Here is a 24,201-nt window from a genome sequence, read left to right as displayed (position 1 = left end):
TTGATAAAAAAAAATGAATCTTAATCCACAGATAAATATCAGTGCTGAGAATTTTCTAGAATGGACAGAAATTCTAGAGGAATTTGGTATTTGCACGGATACAATTCCACGTTCCCTTCTAGAGACTCGTCTTCGTATGCGGATGAACGCCCTTGGCTTTAAAAATTTTTATCACTACCACAATTATTTAAGATCCTTAGGTAAGGATAATCTAGAATGGAGAGTGCTTGTTGATAATTTAACTGTCCAAGAAACCCGCTTTTTTCGTCATTGTGAATCCCTATCCTTGATTGAAAATTTTCTGTATTCGATTCAACACCCTCTTCCTGGGAAAACACCACATAGCATCCATGCTTGGAGTGTCGCCTGTGCTACAGGTGAAGAGGCCTACTCTCTCTCTATGGTCATTAATAAGAGCCTACAAAAAACTACCAATAATTCATTTTTTGGGATCACAGCTACCGATATTAGTCACTCTGCACTGACTACAGCCAAGCGTGGTGTCTATCATTGGAATAAATTAACTAATATTCCATCTCCCCTACGTGATAAGTATTTTATTCCCTTAGGTAATGACAATTATCAAATTAAATTAGCGCTGCGCAACCGGGTATGTTTTTTTAAGCTAAATGTGCTGCAGGCGAGAAATGCTCCTTTGGGAAAAATGGATATTATTGTATGTCAGAATTTGCTTATCTACTTTGGTCCCGACAAACACCCTTTAATTTTAGATGCATTAGTCACCCACCTAGCACCTGGCGGCTTGTTAATTCTAAGCATTAGTGATGTATTTAATTGTTCACACCCAGCGCTAGAGCGGATAAACCACGAGGATACGCTTGCCTATCGGCGTAAAGCTGATCTATAGGCTCCAGGAGTACAGCTTATGAGCACAAATCATGAGTTTAATCAAAGCGCTCTTAGTTGGGTCAAGAATGAACTTGACGAGTCACTGCGCGAGGCTAGTTTGGCCTTAGAAGCTTTTTCTGAAAGCACGGATGATATTACTCAGCTACGTTTCTGCCTGAATCATCTATATCAGGTAGAAGGTGTTCTGCAGATGGTAGAACTATCAGGCGCAAATTTGCTTGCTGCGGAAACAAAAGCGCTAGCCCTGAGCATTCTTGAGCAAAAAACAGAGCTCAATGGACAAGCTCTAGAAATGCTAATGCAAGGCACGCTCTTGCTACAGGATTATCTCAATCGACTAGAAGCAGGAAAAAAAGATCATCCTTTGAGCGTCTTGCCTATGGTCAACGAACTTCGTCTTGCCCATAGTAAAACCCCGTTAAAAAAAATCGATTTTTTTGAACTAGACCTGAAGACGCCACTCCCGGAGACCTTAACCGCTCATCTGAAATCAGATAGCCGTGAACTTCCCTTAGTTGCAGCCAAAATACGTCCGCAATATGAATCCGCTCTTCTCTCTTGGTTCCGAAATCCTATGGGAGATGGCCTCTTTCGGCTAGCTAAAATAATCACTGAATTACGACAATGTTCCCATGATATTACCGTCTTTCGTCTGTGGTGGTTATCCCAAGGCGTAATTGAAGCATTACAAGAGGGAGGACTCCAAGCAACACAAGAAATAAAGCTCTTGTTGGGGGCCCTAAACAAACAAATTAAAACTTTGGCTCAAGAAGGTGAGCCTGCATTAGCGGCAAGTATTACTGAGGATTTACTTAAGTCATTATTATTTCAAATTGCCAATGCCTCCTCTTCCGGGGAGGAAGTTATTGCTATTAAAGAAACCTATCAACTAGAAAACTGTTTACCTTCTGATCGAGTCTTGCTCACCGATCTAGGAACTGAAATCGTTGATACGGTGCTTAATGCTTTCCAAGAAGATCTTGCCCAAGCCAAAGACCTTTTGGATATTTTTGAGCGCACTAGCGAACAACCACAGCAAGGATTAGAAACTTTATGTAATCTGTTTCAGAAAATGGCTGATACTCTCGCCATTCTCGGCTTTGTTTCGCCTATCGTTATTCTTCGTGAAGCAATCAGCCAGCTAGAGGAAAAGAGGCAACAGGGAGTGGGTCTTGACAGTACCCAACACCTAGAGTTGGCTAACACCCTACTGCAGATCGAGGCATCATTAAAAAGTGAAATCGCCTCATCTCGAAATTCTCCCACAACCTCCCCTGCTAACGATACCTACTCTGATATTGGGGAATCGCCTTCGATCTCTGCTGCCGGAGGCGATATCCAAGCGGCACAAAACACGGCAACTAAAGAATGTCTCAACGAACTTGCCGTAGTAGGACAAGCCCTAACGAATTACAGCAAAAACCCAGCCGACTCAAGCGTGCTGAACCCCATTTCCCATCAATTACAACGGACTGCCGGGGCCTTATCGGTGTTGGGGTTAAATCGCGTTGCTGCTTTAATAGCCGACTGTGATCGCTTTATCAATGGAACTCTAATTGGGAAGGCCTATAAAACCGCTCCCACTAGCTTGGAGGAGTTAGCGGAAGCCATCTCGGCGATAGAACTCTATCTGGAAATGTTAACAGAAGGTGCCCTAGCCAGCGGTTCACTTTTAGATACTGCAGACGACCGCCTCGCTCACCTACTAGAATCACTGGAGCAACTTCCCCCTGATCAGCAAGAAACCGCTGAAACGGCAAACACTCCAGCAGTCTCAGAGGCAAAGGAGTTCGCTTCAGAGAATACTGAAGTACCTGCTAGCACTGCAATCAACATCGATTTGATACCTTCTCATCCATCCCATTGGGAGGCCCCTAAAGCGCCCGTTTACCCAGAAGGAGTCGATGGGGAAATTGCCACCTATTTTATCGAAGAGGCCCAAGAAGAAATGGCCTCCATTGCTGAAAATTTTTCTCAATGGAAGCAGGACCTTAGTCAACAAGAAGCCCTTAAGACGGTGCGCCGTTCCTTCCATACTCTCAAAGGCAGCGGTCGCCTAGCCGGCGCAACGGATCTAGGCGAATTAGCCTGGGCCATTGAAAATATGTTTAATCGCATTATAGATGGCACCCTGGCAGCAAATCCCCCAGTATTTGAGACCATTGAAGCAGCCCAGCGAGCCTTGCCGCAACTTCTTACCCTATTCACCCAAGGAGGAGGAACACCACCTGAGGAGATTTTGGCATTAACGCAAAGAGCGCATACCCTAGCTGATGGTGCGGCCAACCCCACCTTGGATCAAGGCCCACATGAACCAGAAGTCGTATGTGCCCCCTCTATTGAAACTAATACACCATCTGCTGAGGCAAAAATCCCTGCTGATGATTCAAAATCGACCCAGGAAGAATCTCAGTCCCAACAGGTGAAACAGGAAACGGCCACCTCAACCCAACACGCTTCAGCCTTGAAATCTGTTTCAGATCCAGAGCTATTAGCGGCCTTTCTCGATGAAGCGGAGGACATTCTACAAACTGCTGAAACTGCACTGGCTGACTGGCGTGCTACTCCCCAAGAAAGGTCCCCGGTACAGCAACTCCAACGGGAACTTCATACCCTCAAAGGCGGCGCACGCTTAGCCAATCTTACTGCGTTAGGTGATCTCAGCCATGATCTAGAGTCACTTATTATCACTGTCATTGATGAGGGCTTTACGGGTAACGAGGAACTCTTTGTCCTCCTGCAGGAAGGGCATGATCGTCTCGCAGAAATGTGCGATGCCATCCGTCATGGGGCGGCTTTACTGGCCGCCAATGATTTGTCCTCTCGTATCCGCAGAGTACTTGACTCCTCACTACCGGCAGAAAAAGCTTCACCAACACCCGATAAACCCTCTCAGGATGACGCGCCTCCCTCTGTCCCCGTAGCGGAAGCAACCATGGTTACCGTTGATCCTGATAACGAGTTGGTTGCGGCCTTCTTAGAAGAAGCCGATGAGTTACTACAAACCAGTCAAACGAATCTTTCGGACTGGCAAGAAGCACCTTCTGAACGGGCCCCTGTTGAAGGATTCCAGCGAGAATTGCATACCCTAAAAGGGGGGGCGCGACTGGCAGGCATGACCCCCCTAGCAGATTTAGCTCATCATATGGAAACGGTAGTGAGTTCCATCGTAGAGGGGAAACACGATGCGGAACCAGCACTATTTGAGCTTCTGCAACGGGGCCTTGATCGATTATACACACTGCGAGACCTCGCTCAACAAGCGTCTCCACTCCCCTCCATAGCAGAATTACTAGCCGAAATGAGCCGTTACGGTTCAAAGTCCTTGGCCTCCTCCCAGGAAGATTCTCCAATAGGGCTTGCCCCATCCACAAATGATCAGGAGCCATCAGCAACAACCCTCGTTCCTCCCTCCGAACAGGAACTCCACAAAACTGCCCAGCCTCTTTCAGAAAATCGAAACGCTGCGGTAGAACAAGTGCGGGTCCGGGCCGATTTGCTGGATCATTTGGTCAATAATGCTGCCGAAGTCAATATCTTCTGTACCCGGGTTGAGCAGCAGATTGGAACCATGCGTTTAAATCTCGGCGAGATGGAGCAAACTATCGCCCGCCTACGAGGGCAACTCCGCAGATTGGAGATCGAAACCGAGGCCCAAATCCTTTATCGTCATGAAGAAAAAGAGAGTCACCACCTAGAGGATTTTGATCCCTTGGAAATGGATCGTTACTCTCAATTACATCAGTTATCCCGGGGTCTCATAGAAAGTATCAGCGATCTCACCAATATCAAAGAAACGCTGGATGAATCGGCGCGGGAAGCCGATACTCTCTTACTCCAACAATCACGCATTGGAACCGACCTTCAGCAAGGGTTAATGAATACGCGGATGTTACCGTTCACCGGGGTAACGCCACGCCTGCAACGCATCGTTCGCCAAACAGCACAAGAACTCAGCAAGAAAGTCCAGCTCCGAATAGCCGATGGCGGCCTTGAACTGGACCGGACGGTACTAAACCGCATCGTTGCTCCTCTCGAGCACATGCTGCGAAACAGTATTGCCCACGGTATTGAAGCCCCATCCGCCCGCACCAAAGCCGGTAAGGAGGCAATGGGCACTATTCATCTTTCACTGATCCGGGAAGGTTCAGAAATCGTCATCCAAGTGCGTGATGATGGCCAGGGCATTGATCTGGAAAAAGTACGCACCAAAGCACTTGCCCAAGGGCTGGTACGAGAAGAATCCATGCCTCCCGATGACGAATTAATCCAGCTCATCTTGGAATCAGGCTTTAGCACTGCGGATAAAGTTTCCCAAGTTGCAGGGCGTGGAGTCGGCATGGATGTTGTCAACAGCGAAATCCGAGCGCTCAATGGAACCTTAAATATCGCTTCTCAAAAGGGTAGCGGAACGACCTTTACCGTCCGCCTTCCTCTGACTCTGACCATTGTCCAAGCCTTGCTGGTAGAAACCGGCAATGAACTTTTTGCTTTACCCATCATTAGCGTACACAGCGTTATCCGCCTTGATCAAAAAACCGCCGCCTCCTTACTTTCTGACGAGCAAGGCCTATACTGCCATGGAGGGGTCAATTATCGATTTATTCATCTTGGCGCCGCTTTGGGACAGGAGCATCCTGAGCTCCCCGCCTCAAGCACTTATTATCCTGTATTACTGGTACGCTCCGGTGAAGTTCAGGCTGCCGTATTAGTGGACAACCTAATAGGTAGCCGTGAAATCGTCATCAAATCGATGGGCCCCCAACTCAGCACCATTAAAGAGATAACAGGAGCCACCATCCTCGGAGATGGAAGGGTGGTACTTATCCTGGATCTGCCGGCTCTCATCCGCAAAGCCATCCAAAAACCAGAAACTATCGTAACAATAGGGCGGGAGACCGATGCTCAGGCATCGCAAAAAAGTCTAGTCATGGTCGTTGATGATTCTATTACCATTCGCAAAGCCACTCAGAAACTTCTGGAGCGCTATGGTATGGAAGTATTGACAGCCAGGGATGGGGTGGACGCGGTAGAGTATCTACAGGAACACATCCCCGATATTTTTCTGCTGGATATAGAGATGCCGCGGATGGATGGGTTTGAGCTTGCAACTTTTATCCGCAAGGATGAACGATTGCAGGATATCCCGATCATCATGATTACTTCCCGCAGTGGGAGAAAACACCGCGATCGGGCCGAACAGATTGGAGTCAACAGTTATCTGGTTAAACCCTATCAAGAAGATGAATTACTGCAACATATTCAGCTTCTTTTGAGCCCAGCTGAAGCCGATGTTACCGTCTAAGAAAGCACTCGTCCGGGTCGCCATTGCCTGTAACTGCAAGGATATGCGGCTTCGGACCCGTCGCATTCTAGAACAACAGGGTCTTACCGTAGTCGCTGATGGCCCCCTAGATCTCCCCTTTCTGACCATCGCCGAAAGCAATCATGCCAATGTACTTTTTGTAGAGTTAGACGCGGCTTATGAAGAACAAGCCCCCGTGCTTGAAAAACTCTTAGAACGGGCTTCGCTTCCCATGTTGTTTAATGAGGGAATTTTTCAGGATAAAAAAAAGCGCGCCGCACTCGCTCAATGGGGACAACGGGTCAGCGAAAAACTAACCAAACTTGCAACCTCCAACCCACCGAGGATAACCGCCACAGGAGAAACAACGACGCCGATTAACTCAGTTGACTTCTCAGTAGAAGAAGAAAAAGCCGCCCAAAGGGTCTGGATACTGGGTGCATCCACTGGCGGGCCCCAAGCGCTGCGCCGCTTTCTCAGCGCTATTCCCGGCACCTTACCTATTGCATTTATAGTCGCGCAACATATTGGCAGCAATTTTCTAGAGTTGTTTACAAAACAATTATCCAAATATACCCGCTTTTCCGTAGAAGTACCGAAATCGGGACACTTGCTCCAACATCAACAGGTTTTGATTGCTCCAGAAAAACATGACCTCAGTTTTGATGATAACTGCTGCCTGACATTATTACCTACTGTTCAGGATCACCGATACAGTCCCTCGATTGATTTGCTCATGTGCAGGGTATCCGAACGTTTTGGCCCTCAGGCGGGTGCTATTATTTTTAGTGGCATGGGTGATGATGGCGCCCAAGGCTGCCGTTACCTTTTTGCAAATGGGGGTACGGTCTGGGCCCAAGATGCTGCTAGCTGCGAAATTAGCAGTATGCCTGATTATGCCCGCGCCACGGGGGCCGTCAGTTTCAGCGCCCCCCCGGAAGAACTCGCTAGAAATCTTACCAAGCTACTGGGAAAGACCAAAGATGGCACAGGTCAGCAGGAAACAATAAATTAAATTCTCAATCATTTATATTTTACTAAAAATGACTAAAAACCAATTATCCCTCTCCAAAACAACGGTAAAGTCATACCCGCATGACGACCCGGCCAGCAGCCATCCACAATCCGGTAATCTAGTCCCCAGTATCCTGATACCATTGCAGGATCAGACCTTGCTTTTACCGAGGACCACGATTGCCGAAGTCATCCCCTTTATAGCGCCTGATCCCCTGCAAGACGCGCCTCAATGGCTGTACGGTACCTTACGCTGGCGGGAACAACTTCTCCTCTTAATCAGTTTTGAGGCGCTTCAAAGAAAACCCGCGCCGCCACTTTCAAAACAGACCCGCATCGTCGTCTTTAATAGTGTCACCAGGCTTTCCAAGCGGAAATTTTATGCCCTTATTATTCAAGGCATCCCTCAGTTGATCCTGGCTCGTGCCGATAATCTTTCAGCTTTTCCCAAGCCCCCGAACAGTCCCTTGCTGCATTGTTGCGCAGAAATCAACCAATGCCCAGTGGTGATTCCCAATCTAGGCTACTTAGAAGAAATGTTGCAAAGGTGCGTGACAGGATAAGGAGGAATAACACCTACGCCGCTACAAATCCCCCCAGAGCAGTTGTAGGGCGGTCAGCGCAGCTACAGTAGCGGTCTCAGTTCGCAATACACGGGGTCCAAGAGAAACGTCGATAAAGCCTGCCTGTTGCGCTTCCTTGATTTCTACCTCACTCAATCCACCTTCCGGGCCAATCAGCAAAATTAACCGCTTATCCAAAGGCGATGGTAACTCCGTTAAGGGCCGATGACTGCGAGGATCCAATAGCACTGCTAGCGCCGAATGGCAATCGCCAAGAAAAGCCGCCAACGAGCGAGGTGTCTCCACCCCAGGAGTGTAGTTGCGGCCACATTGCTCACAAGCGCTGATCACCACCCCTCGCCAATGGCGTAGCCGTTTTTCCAGGCGCTCCCCGGAGAGATGGACGGCACTCCGTTCAGTAAATAAAGGAACAATACGGCTCACTCCAAGTTCCACCGCCTTTTGAAGGGCATAATCCATCCGCTCACCCCGGGAAATTCCCTGACCCAGGATAATATCCAGAGGCGATTCAACGTTACGTTCCATCCGCTCCAGAATCCGGGCCTCGGCCGACCGTTTTGCTACTGTTTCTAGCACCGCCCGGTACTCACCCCCTCGGCCATCAAACAACCATAATTCGGCACCGGCCCTTAGCCGCAATACCCGGACCACATGCTGCAAAGCCCGCTCATCTAGGGCTACGCTAGAACCGATGGATAGGGGCAGGGAAGAGTAGATACGGGGAACACGCATAACCAATCTAGATTCAGCTTTTAGCCGCAAATGCACGCGAATAAACGCCTAGGAAGCAATACCTTGAATTCTTGCCTGTCATATTTGCGTTCATAGGCATTAATTCGCGGCTAAGGGTTTTATTTGAGGAGCATTATCAGCTTTAGAATAAGTTCCTGGTTTAATCCTGGGTCGCCAGTCCGATTCCTTCCCATGCGACCTCGGCTAGGTCGGTGATCTGCTCAGGAGTGATCACATAGGGCGGCATAAAATAGACCACGTTACCTAGTGGTCGAAGCAGCATCCCTTTTTGCAAGCCATGTTGATAGACTCGCAATCCGCGCCGTTCTTGCCAGGGATAGGGCTCGCGAGTGGCCTTATCCTTGACCATCTCTATGGCCAGAATCATGCCATGCTGGCGCACCTCTGCAACATGGGGATGATCAACGAAGTGGTCTGTGACCTCTTGCATCTTTTTCGCCAATAGCTGGTTATTCTCCAGGACCCGGTCTTCTTTAAAGATATCGAGAGTCGCCAAGGCGGCACTACAACCCACAGGATTGGCAGTGAAACTATGGGAGTGGAGAAAAGCCCGCAGGGTGGAATAGTCATCATAAAAGGCCTGATATACGGGTTCAGTAGTGAGCACTACCGCCAAAGGAAGATAGCCCCCTGTCAACCCCTTGGATAAACAAAGGAAATCCGGCGTAATATCCGCCTGCTCGCAGGCAAAGAAAGTCCCCGTGCGACCAAAACCCACCGCAATCTCATCGGCAATCAAATGGACACCAAATCGATCGCAAGCTTCTCTTAGGAGAGACAAATAAACCGGATCATACATCCGCATATTGCCGGCACATTGAACCAGCGGTTCCACAATAACGGCGCAGGTCTCCTCGGCATAGCGCTCAAGCGCCCTTTCCATATGAATAAACTGGCGCCGACAATAATCGGCTTCGCTCTCCCCTTTCTCCCGGGAAAAACAATCCGGGGAGGGTACCGTAATCACATCCATCAAAAGGGGGCGGTAGGTCTCTTTATACAAGGCCACATCCCCTACCGCTAAGGCGCCAAGGGTTTCGCCATGGTAACTATTGGTAAGAGAAATAAAGCGGGTTTTGCGGGGCTTTCCGAGATTACGCCAGTAATGGAAACTCATCTTAAGCGCCACTTCTATTGCCGAGGAACCATTATCAGCGTAAAAACAACGACTCAACCCCGGCGGGGTAATCCCCACCAACTGCTCAGAGAGGCGAATCACCGCCTCGTGGGAAAACCCGGCCAAAAGCACATGCTCAATTTCATTCAACTGCTTTCCAATCGCCGCGTTGATCCGAGGATTGGCATGGCCAAAGAGGTTCACCCACCAAGAGCTGATCGCATCCAGGTAACGCCGTCCTTCGAAATCCTCCAACCATATCCCCTCTCCCCGGCGAATGGGGATAAGAGGCAACTGCTCATGGTCTTTCATTTGGGTGCAGGGATGCCAAACCACCCCTAGATCCCGCTGGGTCCATTGTTGATTATTCATATTGCTCGTTTATCTCTGTCTCTAGTGCAGCCGAAAATTTTAACAGCTTACCGATAGAGAGCGTGAATGGGCAGTGGAATGACGAAGAAGTGGCTCAAGAGTGGGACTATGGATCTTTGATCCCGGCTGTAGTCCCCATTAAGCTAAGCACTTCATGAGCTTAAATTAATTATACATCGCCTTGAGCCGACGTCTGATAGGGTTACTTTTCATTCTCACGGGGATCAGTTTCCTGGTCTGGTATCTCAGCCGGCCAGAGCCGATTCCCGTTAACTTGTATACTGTCGAGCGGGGATTAGTGGAGGCAACGGTAGTCAATACCCGTGCGGGTACCATTAAGGCTTGCCGGCGGGCCGGGCTCTCCCCCCCAGCAGGAGGCCAGGTGGACCAGCTCACGGTTAAAGAGGGTGACCAGGTTAAGGCCGGGCAACTCTTGCTGGAATTATGGAATAATGACTTGGAAGCTGAAGTTCAACTTGCTGAAAAACAGGCCAAAGCCAGTACCGCCCAAGCCGAAGAGGCCTGTGTCCGAGCTCGGGTGGCGGAAAAAGAAGCCCAACGGCTGCTGCAACTGCAGAAACGAGCTTTGGTTTCCGAGGAATTGGTCGATCGGGCCGTAGGCGATGCCCAAGCCCGTCGTGCAGCCTGTCACGCCGCTCAAGCCGGGGCTGAAGTCAGCGAAGCTCAAGTGACCGTCAACCACGCCGTCTTAGCCCGGACCCTCTTATATGCCCCTTTTGATGGCATTGTTGCCGAAGTCAATGCAGAACTGGGCGCCTTTGTGACTCCTTCCCCTACGGGTGTGCCGACCCTACCCGCCATTGATCTTATCGACCGCTCTTGTCTCTATGTCAGTGCCCCCATTGACGAAATCGACGCCCCCACTATCCACCCTGGGATGCCCACCCGCATTACCCTAGACGCTTTCCGAGACCGGGTCTTTCCGGGGGTGGTGCAGCGGGTGGCCCCCTACGTAGTGGATATAGAGAAACAGGCCCGCACGGTAGATGTGGAAGCAGAATTTAGCCGCCCAGAGGATGCCGAACGGCTACTTCCCGGCTACAGCGCTGATGTGGAGGTGATTCTAGAACGCCACGAGGATGTACTCCGGGTTCCCACCCACGCCCTGCGGGCAGGACACCGGGTTTTGCTTTATCAACCGGAAACCGGCCGCTTGGAAAAGCGGCAAATCGAGCCCGGCCTTGCCAACTGGGAATTTACGGAAATCCAATCCGGCCTTAAGGCGGGGGATCGCATTGTCCTATCCATTGACCGAGAAGGCATCGAACCCGGCGCCCTGGTCCGTCCGGAAGAAAAAAATCCTCCCCCATGATTGTCCTTGAGCACCTGAGCCGACGCTTTGAAGTAGGGGGACAAGAGATCAAGGCCCTAGATGAAGTTTCGTTATCCATTGATGGGGGTGATTATGTTTCCGTAATGGGGCCTTCTGGATCGGGAAAATCCACCCTGCTTCATATTATCGGCTTGTTGGACAGGCCCAGCAGTGGACGCTATTTGCTAGAGGGAGAGGATGTTACCACCCTCAACGACAATACCCTATCCCGGCTCCGGCGGGAGAAAATGGGGTTTGTCTTTCAATTTTTCCACTTGGTCCCGCGCTTAACTGCCGCCGAGAATGTGGAACTTCCCCTCATTCTCGCCGGTATACCGCCTAGGGAGCGGCGAGAGCGAGTCCAACATCTTCTTGACGAACTGGGGCTAGGAAAGCGGGCCCAACACCGCCCCAGCGAGCTTTCTGGCGGGCAACGCCAACGGGTCGCCATCGCCCGAGCGACGGTAATGGAACCAGCCGTAATCTTAGCGGATGAACCCACTGGCAACCTGGACCGGACCTCTGGTTATGAAGTGCTCGATATCCTGGAGGCCCTCAATGATAAGGGTATGGGCCTTATCGTGGTCACCCATGACCCAGAGATTGGCAAACGTAGCCGACGCCATATCCACATGGTGGACGGCCGCCTACGCCTAGAAGAATCTTCATGAGCTTCCGGGATGGACTGTGGTTTGCTGCGGCTGCCCTCCGGGGCCATCGTCTGCGCACCGGACTCATGCTCCTGGCCATGGCCATTGGGGTGGCTAGCGTGGTGGTGCTCACGGCCCTGGGAGAGGGAGCACGGGCCTATGTGGAAGGGCGTTTTACTAGCTTAGGTACCCACCTACTCATTGTCCTGCCCGGGCGTTCGGAGACCAAGGGAGGGCCGCCTCCCCTGCTAGGCGAAACCCCGCGAGATCTGACTCTGGATGATGCCCTGGCGCTCCATCGCAGTCCAGCTGTCGACAAAGTGGCGCCCTTGGTCCTGGGCAATGCACCGGTGGCTTGGAAACAGCGGGATCGGGATGCCCTGGTGCTGGGGTCTACCGCTGACCTGCTGCCGGTACGGCATCTGACTTTGGCCCAGGGGCAATTCCTCCCTGAGACAGACCCACGGCGATCGCCGCCGGTCTGTGTGCTGGGCGCTAAACTCCGCCAGGAGCTGTTCGGCCCCAGCCCCGCTCTAGGGGAATGGGTCCGCCTCGGCGAATACCGCTTTCGCGTTATCGGCATACTTGCCGAGCAAGGACGCTCTATTGGGGTAGACTTAGACGAAGTGGTGATCATCCCCGTAGCCAGCGCCCAACGGGTATTCGATGCCCCTTCCCTGTTTCGGATTCTGATTTCCGCCTCCTCCAGGGAAATGCTTGCCCACACTAAGCAGGATATTTTGGACATTATCCGTAGCCGTCATGAGGGGGAAGACGATATCACCGTCATTACTCAAGATGCGGTACTGGCGACTTTTGATCGGATTCTCCAGGCCTTGACCCTTGTGGTGGCCGGGATCGCGGCCATCAGCCTTATTGTCGCCGGCATTCTCATCATGAATGTAATGCTGGTGGCCGTCACTCAGCGGACGACGGAAATTGGCTTACTTAAAGCCCTAGGAGCTTCATCACACACCGTGCTGAGCTTGTTTCTGATGGAAGCGGGCCTGCTCTCCTTGTTCGGTGCCTGCCTAGGCCTGGCTGTGGGTCAGGGTACAAGTTGGCTCTTTCGACAGCTGGTGCCAGAATTTCCCGTACAGGCCCCCCGTTGGGCCGTGGCTAGCGCCCTGGGAATCGCCCTCGTCACTAGCTTACTGTTTGCCCTGTTGCCCGCCCGCCGGGCAGCCCAATTGGACCCGGTCCAGGCATTAAGCCAGCACTAAGATCATGAGACCGTTAGACTTTCTTAGCCTGACTACTCGCGCCTTAATTACCCGCCCCCTGCGAAGTGTGCTCACTCTCCTAGGAATTGCCGTCGGCATTGCCACCGTGGTATTGCTCACTTCCATAGGCGAAGGTATCCATCAGTTCGTGGTGGCAGAATTTACTCAATTTGGAACCCATATTATTGCCATTAATCCCGGCCGCACTACCACCACCGGGATTCCAGGGATCGCCCATACAGTCCGACCACTCACCCTGGCGGATGCCGAAGCCCTGCGTCGGCTGCCGCAGGTGCTGAGTGTCACCCCCATAGTGCAGGGCAACGCAGAAGTAGAAGCGAGGGAGAAATCCCGCCGTACCAACATCTATGGGGTAGGCGCCGAATTCCCCGAAACCCTACAGTTTAAGGTGACCCTAGGGCGTTTCCTGCCCTCAGATGAAGCCCAAGCAGCTCGTGCTTTTGCCGTCCTAGGCAGTCGTCTACGGCAAGAATTGTTTGGGGATACCAATCCCCTAGGACAACGCATCCGGGTGGGCGGAGACCGATACCGGGTGCTAGGAGTTATGGAATCCAAGGGGCAAGTGCTCGGCTTTGATATCGATGATGCCGTTTATTTGCCCGCGGCCAAGGGGCTGGAGCTATTTAATCGGGAAAGTCTGATGGAAGTGGATGTCCGTTATGCGGAGGGAGCCGTTGAAGATCAAGTTGTAAAAGGAATCCGCAACCTTCTCCTGGCTCGCCATGGCTTGGAGGATTTTACCATCACCACTCAACAACAGATGCTGGATATCTTGGGTTCGGTATTGGACATGCTCACTTGGGCGGTTGGGGCCGTGGGAGGGATCTCACTCCTAGTGGGTGGAATCGGTATTGTTACGATTATGACCATTGCCGTCAGCGAACGCATTCATGAAATTGGATTGCTGCGGGCCTTGGGCGCTGAGCGTCGCCAGATCCTGGCTTTATTCTTAGGTGAGGCCTTAATACTAGCCATTGTAGGGGGGCTCGCCGGCCTCTTGCTTGGAATCGGGATGATTCAGCTGCTTGCGGTATTGCTACCGGCACTGCCGACCTATACCGCCTGGAACTATGCGGGGCTAGCGGAACTCCTCGCTGCGGGAATCGGCCTGGCCGCCGGCGTATTCCCAGCCCGCCGGGCTGCCCATCTGGACCCCCTCGAATCCCTGCGGGCAGAATAGCGGCTGTTGCCAAACTGATAGCTACTCCCTGACTTAACGAACTCTGCCTAATTCTCTCGGCTTCAGTTGGAACCCTCCAAGGAATGATGATCGAGGACTTGCTTCTCCCGCTGAAACACCAGCACCGAACCAATACGTAGCGCCCCTAGAACGAAAAGCAACACACTCATAGCGTACACCTCATCCACTGCCAGTGACTCTTCGAATAGTTTGATCATGACTTCCCGTAACACAAAGACGATCCCCGCATCCACAATAAAGGTCATCCGCAGCCGGTGGGTATTAAAGTACTCTACTAGGGACCGAGAAAGTTCTATCAAAATAAATAGGGTAAGCACCTCCGAGATAATATGCAGGTACCCACTGGAAATATCAGCATGAATGACCAGATCCCCTAAACTCAGGAACAAGCGTAATACCCCGATAACGAGACCCATAGTGATAAATATTAACAGGACGGCAAAAATATAATTGGTGATCCGATCAAATATCAACCTATAGGAAATCTTCACTTTCAAATCAACCTCTTTTATTAATATGAAAATTAGCGTATCAAAAAAAATAATCGGGACCCTTCCGGCCGACTGTCTGGTGTTTCATATTAACAAACGCCATCTTCACTTTGTTTATTTAAAACGAACTTTATAAAATCGCCCTTCACCGTGAAAAATTCACCACAAAAAATTAATCAATTTAAATTCAATAGGATATGGTTTATTCTCCTTAATGCACTTCCTTGGCACGGCACCTGCGCTCTCTTAGGCGAGCACCGAGAAATTTCGGTTCCAAATTCAAAACTGAATGACCAACTTAACTTAACGAGGAGAAAACACCATGAGCAAACTCATCATCACTGACCGGGCCGAGAACAAAACCCTAGATCGTGCCGCCATGACCTCCGTCCGCGGGGGAATGCGCGCCTACCGTTCCCTCTCCTGGGGATCTATTGGCGACCAATTTTTAACCGTCAACCCGCTCCAGTCCATTGAACAGTTTCAGGGCATTGAATTTGATGCGCGCCCTCCCTGGCGTGCCCCCTAAGGGGCCTCCTCCGGATGTCCCGATTCGCTCCCGGCGAATCGGGGCGGGGACTTCCCTGTCCCCTGGCTCCACGCCACCGGCTCGCTTCAGGAATACTTCAAAAATTTTACTGAGATACTTAAAATTACCTGCCCTGTTTGATAGTTGCACCTTGAATTTTGACCTGGGAGACCATTTATATGCCAAGTTTACTGATTACCGGCGCTAACCGAGGTATTGGGTTAGAATTCGTCAAGCAATACGCCAAAGCGGGCTGGCGTATATTCGCTTGCTGCCGCCACCCCGATAAAGCGGAAACACTAGAACAGTTAGCATCCCAACATGAGGGCTTATTAAATCTGTACGCCCTAGATGTGGCTAACTTTGATCAAATTGAGAGCCTAGCTGCAGAACTTGCCAACCAAAAAATCGACTTGCTAGTGAATAATGCAGCTATCTACCCCGATACTGACCAACGTAGTTTCGGCAACACTGATTACCAGGCATGGATGTCTGCCTTTTGCGTAAATAGCATGGCGCCCCTGAAAATGGCGGAAGCATTCGCTAATCAAATTGCACCCAGCCAGCAAAGAAAAATCGTTTGCATCACCAGCAAAATGGGCAGCATCACCGATAACACCAGTGGCGGCTGCTATCTTTACCGATCCAGCAAAGCCGCCCTGAATATGGTGGTAAAAAGCCTTTCCGTTGATTTGGCACCGCGAGGCATCATTGCGACGGCGTTGCACCCAGGCTGGGTAAAAACCGATATGGGGGGGTCTCATGCATTGATTACGACGCAAGAAAGCGTGGCGGGCATGCGCCAAGTAATTGAGCAACTTACCCCCGACCAGAGTGGAAAATTCTACGCCTATGATGGTAAAGAAATCCCTTGGTAAGGAATCAGAAAGCTGGATCGAGTCAATGACTTCATGCAGACGCCGCTATTTTTTTATTAATTCTTTGGAAGTGTGCACATCTTTTTGGAGTATGGAGAACTTCAATGTTCATAACCCGTGGGATTTACGCAGGGGATTCATCCATCGGCCGCTATGGGCGTGAACCCCTCTTCACTTTCCTCCTCCATTTTTCCGCGTCGTTGCAAGCCTCGAGCGGCTAGCCACCAGCACAACGCCCACGCCGCTCCGGCAGTCCATCCGGCCAGCACATCCGTGGGCCAATGGACGCCGAGATAGATACGGCTCAGCCCCACCAGAAGAGTGGCCGTCAGCGCCACTAAAAGTACATAGGCTTTAATGCGTTTTCGTTGTTGAACACGTGCAAGCAGAGCGGCCAGGGTCAAATAAACGACTGCAGCCATCATGGAATGGCCGCTAGGAAAGCTCGTGGTATAGACGATAGAGCCGTGGGGGACTAAATCAGGACGAGGACGGTCGAACAGGTCTTTGAGCAGTAAGCTCAACACCATACCCGTACTCACGGAGAGCGCCACGATCACTGCAGCACGCCATTTACCGGCGAGTAGCAAGTAGCCGATGACCGTCAGGCACAGCAGCGTAAGAACGCCGACACCGCCAAGGGCAGTCAAATCACGCCCTAATTCCTCCAACCATAAAGGGCCGATCGGATCGGAGAGATCGGTATCGCTACGCATGGCCAGCAATATGGTTTCATCAAACCAGCCCGTTTGTTCCTCCATGACCTCATCTGCGAGTTCTGCAAACGCCCAGATAGCTGCTATTACGCTCGTTATCACCGTTAGCGTGCCTAATTCATGCTTGCCCAGCCAGTGAAAAAAACGAAGTATGGACGAGCGCTCGTTTTCATCATGTTTTTCTATTTCTTGCGCTGACATTGGTTAAGTCAATCCTCTTGATGATGGGTGTCCCTTACAGGAAACTCAATCTGCGATCGTCTAGTCCCTGCTGCCGTAGTCAATGACGTAGAACTCCTCTTCGGTCAGGATCTCATCCTGATTCTCGTCCCAAAGCTCGAAGAGGCCTTCGTTCCACTCACGCTTGGTAAGCCAGCCTGAGCGGTCAGCGTCCCAGTCATTCCAGACATCGAGCTCGGCAAAGCCGGTCGTAAACTCCTGGGGCTCAAGGAACTCATCCCCATTGAGATCCCAGGTGTCAAAATCGTCAGCATAGTCGTCACCAAACCAGGTGTCGGCCCCGGCCTTAAACTCCTCCTGGGTCAGTCCGTCGGCCCGGTCGATGTTCCAAACGGTGAAGAGGCTATGGGCGAACTCATCCTGAGTGAGCTGCTGATCGCGATTGCGATCCCACGGGGCGAAGGTGCCATTCTGCGCCATCCCTTGCTGGAACTCTTCCGGGGTGACCCGCTTGTCCCTATTCCTGTCCCAGGCATTGAACGCCCCATAGGGATTCCCTGGCACGATGCTCACCCGCCGCTCGAAGCGGTAGCCTTGCTGGTTCACCTCAGCGAACTTCTCACCCAGAGACACCACATCTATGCGATCGGCGGGGATACCCTGCCGGTAGAGGTATTGGGCCACGTTCTCAGCCCGCTGGCGGGCCAAATCATCGTTGTAAGACTCAGGCCCACGAGGATCGGCATGACCAATTAGGGCCACGCGCTGGTCTTGCAGGGCACCGCTCTCTAAGCACTGGGCAATCTGGTCCAGGCGCTGTTTGGCGTTCGGGGTAAGCTTGGCGGAATCAAATTCAAAGAAAGTCTTATTCTTGTCCACCTGACACGCGACGGCCACCAGCGGGTCGAGATAAATAGTGTAGACGGTCGTCTCGACCGCTTGGGCGTCAGACTCTTGGAAGACCGGAAAGATTCCCTCCTCGTCCTCAAAAACTCTCTCCTCTTCATCCTCGAAAACGCCCACCTGCTCTTCAAGGAACTCCTCGGCGGGTGGTTCGTCCAAGTCACGCTCCTCAATTTCCTCGGCGGCTTGGAGTCTCAATCGCTCTAACCTGGTCAGGTGGCGGTTACTTTCCTCCATTTCCTCGGAGGCCTCGGCCTGCTCCTCGAGGAGTTCCTCGCGGGGCGCCTCGTAATAGGCGTCAGGTTCCTGAAAAATCCCCTCCTCGTCCTCAAAGACTCCCTCCTCTTCATCCTCGAAAGCGTCCACTGGCTCTTCGAGGAGTTCCTCGGCAGGCGATTCGTCGAAGTTACGTTCCCCTACCACACCCTGCTGACTGGCGCAGCCGATCAAAATGGCCAGAAAGATATTGGCGACAAAAAGGATGGGCTTGTTTGGCATGGGTGAAGTCCTCCTTGATTTCTTAAAGAATCGATAGCCCGCCCCGGCCGGTAAGTGCCCGATAGGCGGAAAGGTTTCACAGCACGGCTCGCTGGTTTAAAGGAGAGTTCGACAGCATCCTTGAATAGTGCCCTCATGGGGGAAATGCATGGAAATCACTACTGCCATCGGCGGGTCTGCGGTAATCGACCCCCTCGCGTATTCAAGCGCTTCGTCCCCGCTTCAATCCAAGCCGTGGGCTCTTTTCCCCGTTCAGTTCGGAACCGCTTCTCAAAGCGGGAATCAACCCCACTTTCCTGTGCTGATAAAATAAACATAGGCGGTTTATTCACCCTCGACCACCCCAATAAGCCCCCTATCATCTTCAGTAGACCTAAGGCTCGCCGTGACCTACCGATAACAATTCCTATCGCCACTGCTTGATCACCTCTGCGTTTCTGCTTGTATTTAAGGAGAAAGTTTCATCATTCAAGGAGAGCGCAAAGCAGTGAACGTAGCAAAGATAAGCAAGCCCCCCCTGGTATTCGCTTTAGTGGTGGCATTGGGAATGGGGCCGGTGAGTTTCGCAGCACAGACCTCCACCGAGGAAATCCCCAGGGAAGAAGTCGAGCGCGAAGTCGAAGAGGCCGCTCAGGCGCTCAAAACCTATTCCGCCGAGCAGCGGGATGAAGCGGTAAAAGAGGTGAAAGGAGCCTTAGAAGACCTGGATGCCCGCATCGACCGCCTGGAAGCGAAGATAAAAGAGCAATGGGATCAAATGAAGCCAGCCGCTCGCCAGAAGGCGAGGGCGACCCTGGAGACGCTTAGGCAACAGCGTTACAAGGTAGCGGCATGGTCTGAGCGCTTGAAGCAAAGTTCGGCGGAGGCCTGGGAGGAGATGAAAAAAGGATTCTCCAAGGCGTACACCACACTGCTTGAGTCCTGGGAAGAGGCAGAGCAGGAATTGGATCGCGCCCCACCTGAATAGGCTTCCGAGGGCTTTATTCGGCTCCCTGTAAGCATAAGTGTAGATAACCCGAGTGAAAGGTCTCCGTAATAAAAGCGAAATCAGCCCTTTTCGGGGCTGTAGAGAGCCCCCTTTTACCCGCACCACACGTGTCCTTATACGTGCGCCTCTTTCAGGCGCCTTAGGGAGAAAAACCCATTGAAGTTCTTCTCCTTTTTTCTATGCTCTAGGGGGAGACCCTCTCGTCAGGGGCGTTCTGCAAAAAGCCCTCGAGAGCACTCTGGCAAACACCCAGGAGGCCGGTGTGATGAAGCAATTGAACTGGATACTTTCCCTAGGCATGGGGCTACTGGCCGCCGGCTGTACGCCAATGGCCGATTTAACGCCAGCGCCGGCGGCCAACGAGGTGGCACGCCTTCAGGAGGCCGCCATTGATCGGGTCAACGGGGTCCGCCTCATCGCCCAGGCCAACGAATGGCCCGGTCCGCAGCCTATCCGCGAGGAGGTGACCCCGGTGCGGGTAGTCATCGACAACCTCAGCGGGATGCCGCTGCGCCTGCGCTACAGTGACTTCGCCTTAGTCGCCACCGATGGCATGCGCTACACGGCCCTGCCGCCGTATCGAATCGAAGGGTCAGTGCTAGAGCCCGTGCTCGCTGGCGGTTATACCCCTGTTGCCGATCCGGATTTCGTCTACGATGGCTTCACGGTTGCTCCCCTCTACGGCCCGGTCTATCCGACGTTGGGGGCCTACCCCGGTACGTTCGCCTACGATCCCTTCTACTACGATACCTACGGCACCTACTGGGCGACCCTTCCGCTGCCGACCGCAGCGATGCGCGCCTGGGCCCTGCCCGAGGGGGTGTTGGACGCTGGCGGCCACCTGGAAGGCTTTCTCTATTTCGAGCGCGTCCCGGAGGAACAAAGGCGCGTAACGTTCCGCGCTGACCTAGTCGATGCGCAGGATAATCGAGCCTTCGGCGAAGTTCGAATTCCGTTTGTCGTAGAGTAAGGCTCTAAAAGTAGACTTTGGAGACAGTAATCCCCGACTCGTGCAATCTTTGCAAGGAAGTCCATATGTATAGGATGACAAAAGCAATCACCGCCGCCGCTGTCGTGCTGGTGTTTTCCCTTATGAGTTCCGCGCAGGTGGCGGCCCAACAAAGGGACAATGAACCCCAGCGGGTGGAGGATGTGGAAGAGCTACTCGATAGCATCACTCGCTACAAAGGCCAGACAGTGCGGGTATCGGGTGAAGTGGAAGAAATCATTGATCAAAAAGCTTTTATTCTCGAAAGCGGGGGACTTTTCAATAATGAGATAGTCGTTCTGGTTCCCCAAGGCAACTTGACGGTGATGGAAGGGATTGATGTCACCGTGACCGGCACGGTGCGTGTGATAAGCCTGATTGAAATTGATCGCGAATACGGCTGGGGTCTAGAGCCCTATATGCGGGTCGAACTGGAAGATGTGGACACCTTCCTGGTCGCTGATCACGTCGAGCTTTAGGAAAAAAATAAATTGGACGCCCATCTCATGGCAGCCCTTGAAGAAACCTGGTGGGCTGCCATGAGATTTTCAGTTCCTCTTGATCCGCTGGACTAGCTGCGCTATTTCCTTAAAGCTACATGATACACTCCATCAAGCGTAGTCAAATGAAGAGCCGCAACTCAGCATCGGGATGATGGCATGTCCAATTATCTTATTGGTTCCGCCAAAGAGCGCACCGGCGGCGGCACCTGTTGCAGCTCTTTGGCGGTAATTTCACCTAATCAAGCACTAAAAACGAGGGGATCAAGTTACAGAGAAACGCATCCTTATCAAGCGCGCCCCTGCCATCTCCCTTGGCAATCTTGAATAGCGAATTCTCTAGCTCATGGGGCTCGATAACGTGATCCTTCCTGTGGTCTAGGAGGGGATAGAGTCCAGTATTGTTGGCTATTTGGCCGAACGCGTCGGGGCTGATGGTATCATCTCCATGGGGATTCAAACGGCCCATAGAAAGGCTCGCTCCCTCCTTACTAAAGGTGCCATCAATGGCATCGCCAAGTGCCGATACCCTCAGTCTGTCGTCGTTATCTGCATCGGAGATGTTGTAAAGCCTACTCCCAAATTCATCTCCATCGACAAAGCCGTCGCTGTGGCTACCCCATTTCTCGAAGACCCCATCAGCTTCAAAGCCATATTTGTATTCGATCTCGTTGACCACCCCGTCCTGGTTGGTGTTCCAGTCCAAAAAGTCGGCATGCACCAGTCCCACCGCAAGCGCAGCAAAAAAGCCTAAATAACATCCAAGCTTCTTCATGGCTCTCCTCCTCCTGTATGCCATGAGGCTTGCCTTAGGCTTAGGCAAGGGGTATGCCAAAGGGGCGGCTTTCAATTTCAATACCGCTAACCCTGAATCCTACTTAAGAAATCAGCCCCCATCTCCCCTTAGATCGGGTAAGCAGCCGCTGTTAAGAGCGATTCAGGCGGTTCAATTCTGTAATAAATGCAAACCACAGGGTAATAAATTCAAAATCTGTATTGCGCCGTACTGATAGGCGCTCATCAATATCCTTTCCTCTTCTTAGAGAAAGATGGCCTAGTAACGGGCCGTTCTTACCCAACCCCTCGTCGGAAAGGACTAATAGACCCGATCCGGCTTTTAGCCCTCTCCTTCCGTCGCTCGTCGCCTTACTTCAGCAAATAAATAATGGCCGGCAATAAAAAGATCAGCAGGCAAAGCAGGGCCACCGCCGCGAGAAGAATCCATTTACTATTCATACCAAAGAAGATAATTTCATGTTACTCATTAAATTAAAATTCGCCCTAATAGATTCGACGGGTTCTTGCTCACCACACGCTACCTGCAAGGGATTGATTAAAGGCCGTATCTTAAAAAATAGCTTATTTTTTTTCGGGATTACAAGGATATGAACGAAAAAGACAATACACTCCCTGTCATCACTCCCCAATGGCCCGCTCCGGGCAATATCCAGGCCTATACCACCACCCGCAGGGGCGGAGTTAGTTCCCCTCCTTATCATTCCCTTAACCTTGCCAACCATGTGGGAGATAGACTAGAGGTTGTAGAAAAGAACCGAATTCGCCTTCAGCAATCCCTCTCTTTGCCCATCGAACCAAGTTGGTTAACACAAGTCCATGGCAATGAAATCGTCTCTGCTAACAAGGGTCCTGGACAACGGGGCGATGCTAGTGTTGCTTATGGACCCGGTTCGGTATGCGCCATACTCACCGCCGACTGCTTACCCTTGCTACTCTGCAACCAAGAAGGTACAAAGGTAGCGGCTGCTCACTGTGGCTGGCGGGGCTTAGCTGCAGGTATTATTGAGGCTACAGTCAGCGCCTTGGAAGTTCCTGGAAAACGTTTGCTGGCTTGGCTGGGCCCGGCCATTGGCCCCCAAGCTTTTGAGGTCGGCCCCGAAGTAAGGGAGGTTTTTTTAGACCAGGATTGGCGTCATACCTCAGCCTTCACCGTTCACCGCCAAGGGCGCTGGCTAGCAGATATTTACCAACTGGCGCGCCTAGCTCTTGCAAAGCAAGGGGTCCAATGGATTTATGGTGGCCAATACTGCACCGTTGCCGACCCCCACCGTTTCTATTCCTATCGACGGGAGGGGAAAACGGGGCGTATGGCGACACTCATCTGGCTGGCAAACTCTGGTTAGTCCAGTATAATCCGAGCTTTTTCCTGGCCCCTTCCAAACCATGCGCAAAGTATTATTCATTACTCTTAGCAACATTGGTGATGCGGTGCTCACCACCCCGGCCCTAGAGACCTTGCGCCAATGCTTTCCTGAAGCCTCTATTGACTTGGTGGCAGACCCCCGCTCGAGCCTGGTCTTTACCCATTGCCCTTATCGGGGCCGCATTTTGCACAAACACAAGAAAGCCGGCTGGCGAAAACTGATGGGGCTGATTCATCAGTTACGCCGCACTTCTTACGATCTGGTGGTTGACCTTCGCACCGATGGTCTCGCCTACCTCTTAAGGGCCCGAAAACGACTGACTAAAAGAGGGGTTAAACCTACCGGTCCCCATGCCGTAGAGCGCCATATGGCCGTGTTGGCGCCCCTACGCCCCCCTGCTGCCTCCATCCCTCCTTGCCGAGTTTGGCTACAGGCAGAGCAGGTGCAATTCGCTAAAACGAGACTCTCCCCGCTGCCGGGGCGCCGTTGGCTTGCTTTGGGACCGGGGGCCAATTGGGCTCCCAAAATCTGGCCTGCCTCCGCATTTACCGCGCTGGTCAATGCAGTCAAGCATGACTTTGAGGGGGTGATTCTGATTGGTGGTCCTCAGGATCGGGAACGAAGCCAGGCGGTTAGCGTAAACCTGCCCTTGCCCTATGTTGATCTGTGTGGAAGCACTGACTTATTACAAGTGGCTGCGGTACTTCAAAAGGCCAGTGTCTTTGTGGGTAATGATTCCGGCCTGGGGCACCTGGCGGCAGCGGTGGGCACCCCAACCTTAACCCTATTTGGCCCCGGTCAGCCGGAGCATTATCATCCCTGGGGAAATCATAGCGCTTATGTGTTAGCGCCCAATCGTCAGCTCGGCCAACTTTCAGCGGTTATCGTAGCTCACCGCCTCCGTCAACTGCTGGATAGGACGTAA

General features: G+C 52.0%; 22 protein-coding genes. 15 read left to right on the top strand and 7 right to left on the bottom strand.

Features of this window, described 5'->3' with window-relative positions; genetic code table 11:
• Nucleotides 1–13: 13 nt before the first annotated feature.
• From E3U44_RS07490 to E3U44_RS07475, 4 genes are read left to right on the top strand one after another with little or no spacing between them, the layout of a single operon-like run.
• Nucleotides 14–868, top strand: a complete 855-nt coding sequence (locus E3U44_RS07490; RefSeq protein WP_134357568.1) for a CheR family methyltransferase — start codon at nucleotides 14–16, stop codon at nucleotides 866–868.
• 18 nt (nucleotides 869–886) lie between these two features.
• Nucleotides 887–6,175, top strand: coding sequence for an Hpt domain-containing protein (locus tag E3U44_RS07485; RefSeq protein WP_134357566.1), 5,289 nt, complete (start codon nucleotides 887–889; stop codon nucleotides 6,173–6,175).
• Complete coding sequence (locus tag E3U44_RS07480; RefSeq protein ID WP_134357565.1) at nucleotides 6,162–7,190, top strand: chemotaxis protein CheB; 1,029 nt, start codon at nucleotides 6,162–6,164, stop codon at nucleotides 7,188–7,190. The genes E3U44_RS07485 and E3U44_RS07480 overlap by 14 nt, the downstream gene beginning before the upstream one ends.
• Before the next feature lie 28 nt (nucleotides 7,191–7,218).
• Entirely contained in the window at nucleotides 7,219–7,752 is a 534-nt protein-coding gene (locus E3U44_RS07475) for a chemotaxis protein CheW (protein ID WP_206054918.1), read from the top strand.
• A 21-nt stretch (nucleotides 7,753–7,773) separates the two neighbouring features.
• On the opposite strand, the gene E3U44_RS07470 is transcribed toward E3U44_RS07475, so the two are convergent.
• Entirely contained in the window at nucleotides 7,774–8,505 is a 732-nt protein-coding gene (locus E3U44_RS07470) for a 16S rRNA (uracil(1498)-N(3))-methyltransferase (RefSeq protein WP_134357562.1), read from the bottom strand.
• A 160-nt stretch (nucleotides 8,506–8,665) separates the two neighbouring features.
• Nucleotides 8,666–10,015 (bottom strand): adenosylmethionine--8-amino-7-oxononanoate transaminase, encoded by a 1,350-nt coding sequence (locus E3U44_RS07465; protein WP_134357561.1) that lies wholly within the window; start codon nucleotides 10,013–10,015, stop codon nucleotides 8,666–8,668.
• A 181-nt stretch (nucleotides 10,016–10,196) separates the two neighbouring features.
• Here E3U44_RS07465 and E3U44_RS07460 point away from each other — a divergent pair, with 181 nt between their 5' ends.
• From E3U44_RS07460 to E3U44_RS07445, 4 genes are read left to right on the top strand one after another with little or no spacing between them, the layout of a single operon-like run.
• Nucleotides 10,197–11,348, top strand: a complete 1,152-nt coding sequence (locus tag E3U44_RS07460) for an efflux RND transporter periplasmic adaptor subunit (RefSeq protein WP_134357559.1) — start codon at nucleotides 10,197–10,199, stop codon at nucleotides 11,346–11,348.
• Complete coding sequence (locus tag E3U44_RS07455; RefSeq protein ID WP_134357557.1) at nucleotides 11,345–12,019, top strand: ABC transporter ATP-binding protein; 675 nt, start codon at nucleotides 11,345–11,347, stop codon at nucleotides 12,017–12,019. The genes E3U44_RS07460 and E3U44_RS07455 overlap by 4 nt, the downstream gene beginning before the upstream one ends.
• On the top strand, nucleotides 12,016–13,221 hold the full coding sequence (locus tag E3U44_RS07450; protein ID WP_134357556.1) for an ABC transporter permease: 1,206 nt from the start codon (nucleotides 12,016–12,018) through the stop codon (nucleotides 13,219–13,221). The genes E3U44_RS07455 and E3U44_RS07450 overlap by 4 nt, the downstream gene beginning before the upstream one ends.
• A gap of 4 nt (nucleotides 13,222–13,225) precedes the next feature.
• Nucleotides 13,226–14,422, top strand: a complete 1,197-nt coding sequence (locus E3U44_RS07445) for an ABC transporter permease (RefSeq protein WP_134357554.1) — start codon at nucleotides 13,226–13,228, stop codon at nucleotides 14,420–14,422.
• Nucleotides 14,423–14,484: 62 nt separating this feature from the next.
• Here E3U44_RS07445 and E3U44_RS07440 read toward each other — a convergent pair whose 3' ends face one another.
• A complete protein-coding gene (locus tag E3U44_RS07440; RefSeq protein ID WP_240761810.1) occupies nucleotides 14,485–14,934 on the bottom strand; it encodes a phosphate-starvation-inducible PsiE family protein in 450 nt (149 codons plus the stop codon).
• 322 nt (nucleotides 14,935–15,256) lie between these two features.
• On the opposite strand from E3U44_RS07440, the gene E3U44_RS07435 reads away from it, so the two are divergent.
• Together E3U44_RS07435 and E3U44_RS07430 are read left to right on the top strand one after the other, a co-directional pair.
• Nucleotides 15,257–15,463, top strand: a complete 207-nt coding sequence (locus E3U44_RS07435; protein ID WP_134357551.1) for a hypothetical protein — start codon at nucleotides 15,257–15,259, stop codon at nucleotides 15,461–15,463.
• 179 nt (nucleotides 15,464–15,642) lie between these two features.
• A complete protein-coding gene (locus E3U44_RS07430; protein WP_134357550.1) occupies nucleotides 15,643–16,341 on the top strand; it encodes an SDR family oxidoreductase in 699 nt (232 codons plus the stop codon).
• 137 nt (nucleotides 16,342–16,478) lie between these two features.
• Here E3U44_RS07430 and E3U44_RS07425 read toward each other — a convergent pair whose 3' ends face one another.
• From E3U44_RS07425 to E3U44_RS19255, 3 genes are all read right to left on the bottom strand, one after another.
• Entirely contained in the window at nucleotides 16,479–17,258 is a 780-nt protein-coding gene (locus tag E3U44_RS07425) for a phosphatase PAP2 family protein (protein ID WP_134357549.1), read from the bottom strand.
• 60 nt (nucleotides 17,259–17,318) lie between these two features.
• Nucleotides 17,319–18,638 carry an OmpA family protein gene (locus E3U44_RS07420; protein WP_134357547.1) on the bottom strand — a complete coding sequence of 440 codons (1,320 nt, stop codon included), beginning with the start codon at nucleotides 18,636–18,638 and terminating at the stop codon, nucleotides 17,319–17,321.
• Between the two features lie 158 nt (nucleotides 18,639–18,796).
• Nucleotides 18,797–18,970, bottom strand: coding sequence for a hypothetical protein (locus tag E3U44_RS19255; protein WP_166805025.1), 174 nt, complete (start codon nucleotides 18,968–18,970; stop codon nucleotides 18,797–18,799).
• Between the two features lie 155 nt (nucleotides 18,971–19,125).
• Between E3U44_RS19255 and E3U44_RS07415 the strand changes: the two genes are divergently transcribed.
• The 3 genes from E3U44_RS07415 to E3U44_RS07405 all read left to right on the top strand — a co-directional run bounded on the left by E3U44_RS07415 (nucleotide 19,126) and on the right by E3U44_RS07405 (nucleotide 21,093).
• Complete coding sequence (locus tag E3U44_RS07415; RefSeq protein WP_134357546.1) at nucleotides 19,126–19,605, top strand: sll1863 family stress response protein; 480 nt, start codon at nucleotides 19,126–19,128, stop codon at nucleotides 19,603–19,605.
• A 286-nt stretch (nucleotides 19,606–19,891) separates the two neighbouring features.
• Nucleotides 19,892–20,596 (top strand): hypothetical protein, encoded by a 705-nt coding sequence (locus E3U44_RS07410; protein ID WP_134357544.1) that lies wholly within the window; start codon nucleotides 19,892–19,894, stop codon nucleotides 20,594–20,596.
• A 74-nt stretch (nucleotides 20,597–20,670) separates the two neighbouring features.
• The gene (locus E3U44_RS07405) at nucleotides 20,671–21,093 is read left to right on the top strand and encodes a hypothetical protein (RefSeq protein ID WP_240761766.1); all 423 of its coding nucleotides are present in this window, start codon (nucleotides 20,671–20,673) and stop codon (nucleotides 21,091–21,093) included.
• A gap of 259 nt (nucleotides 21,094–21,352) precedes the next feature.
• Here the strand turns inward: E3U44_RS07405 and E3U44_RS07400 are convergent, their stop codons facing one another.
• Entirely contained in the window at nucleotides 21,353–21,889 is a 537-nt protein-coding gene (locus E3U44_RS07400) for a hypothetical protein (RefSeq protein WP_134357542.1), read from the bottom strand.
• Nucleotides 21,890–22,499: 610 nt separating this feature from the next.
• Here E3U44_RS07400 and pgeF point away from each other — a divergent pair.
• Both pgeF and E3U44_RS07390 read left to right on the top strand, forming a co-directional pair.
• Nucleotides 22,500–23,255 carry a peptidoglycan editing factor PgeF gene (gene pgeF, locus E3U44_RS07395; RefSeq protein ID WP_134357540.1) on the top strand — a complete coding sequence of 252 codons (756 nt, stop codon included), beginning with the start codon at nucleotides 22,500–22,502 and terminating at the stop codon, nucleotides 23,253–23,255.
• Between the two features lie 40 nt (nucleotides 23,256–23,295).
• Nucleotides 23,296–24,201 carry a glycosyltransferase family 9 protein gene (locus tag E3U44_RS07390; RefSeq protein WP_134357538.1) on the top strand — a complete coding sequence of 302 codons (906 nt, stop codon included), beginning with the start codon at nucleotides 23,296–23,298 and terminating at the stop codon, nucleotides 24,199–24,201.

This window comes from Nitrosococcus wardiae, from assembly GCF_004421105.1.
Lineage (GTDB): Bacteria > Pseudomonadota > Gammaproteobacteria > Nitrosococcales > Nitrosococcaceae > Nitrosococcus > Nitrosococcus wardiae.
This window is presented reverse-complemented; position numbering and strand designations above follow the sequence as displayed.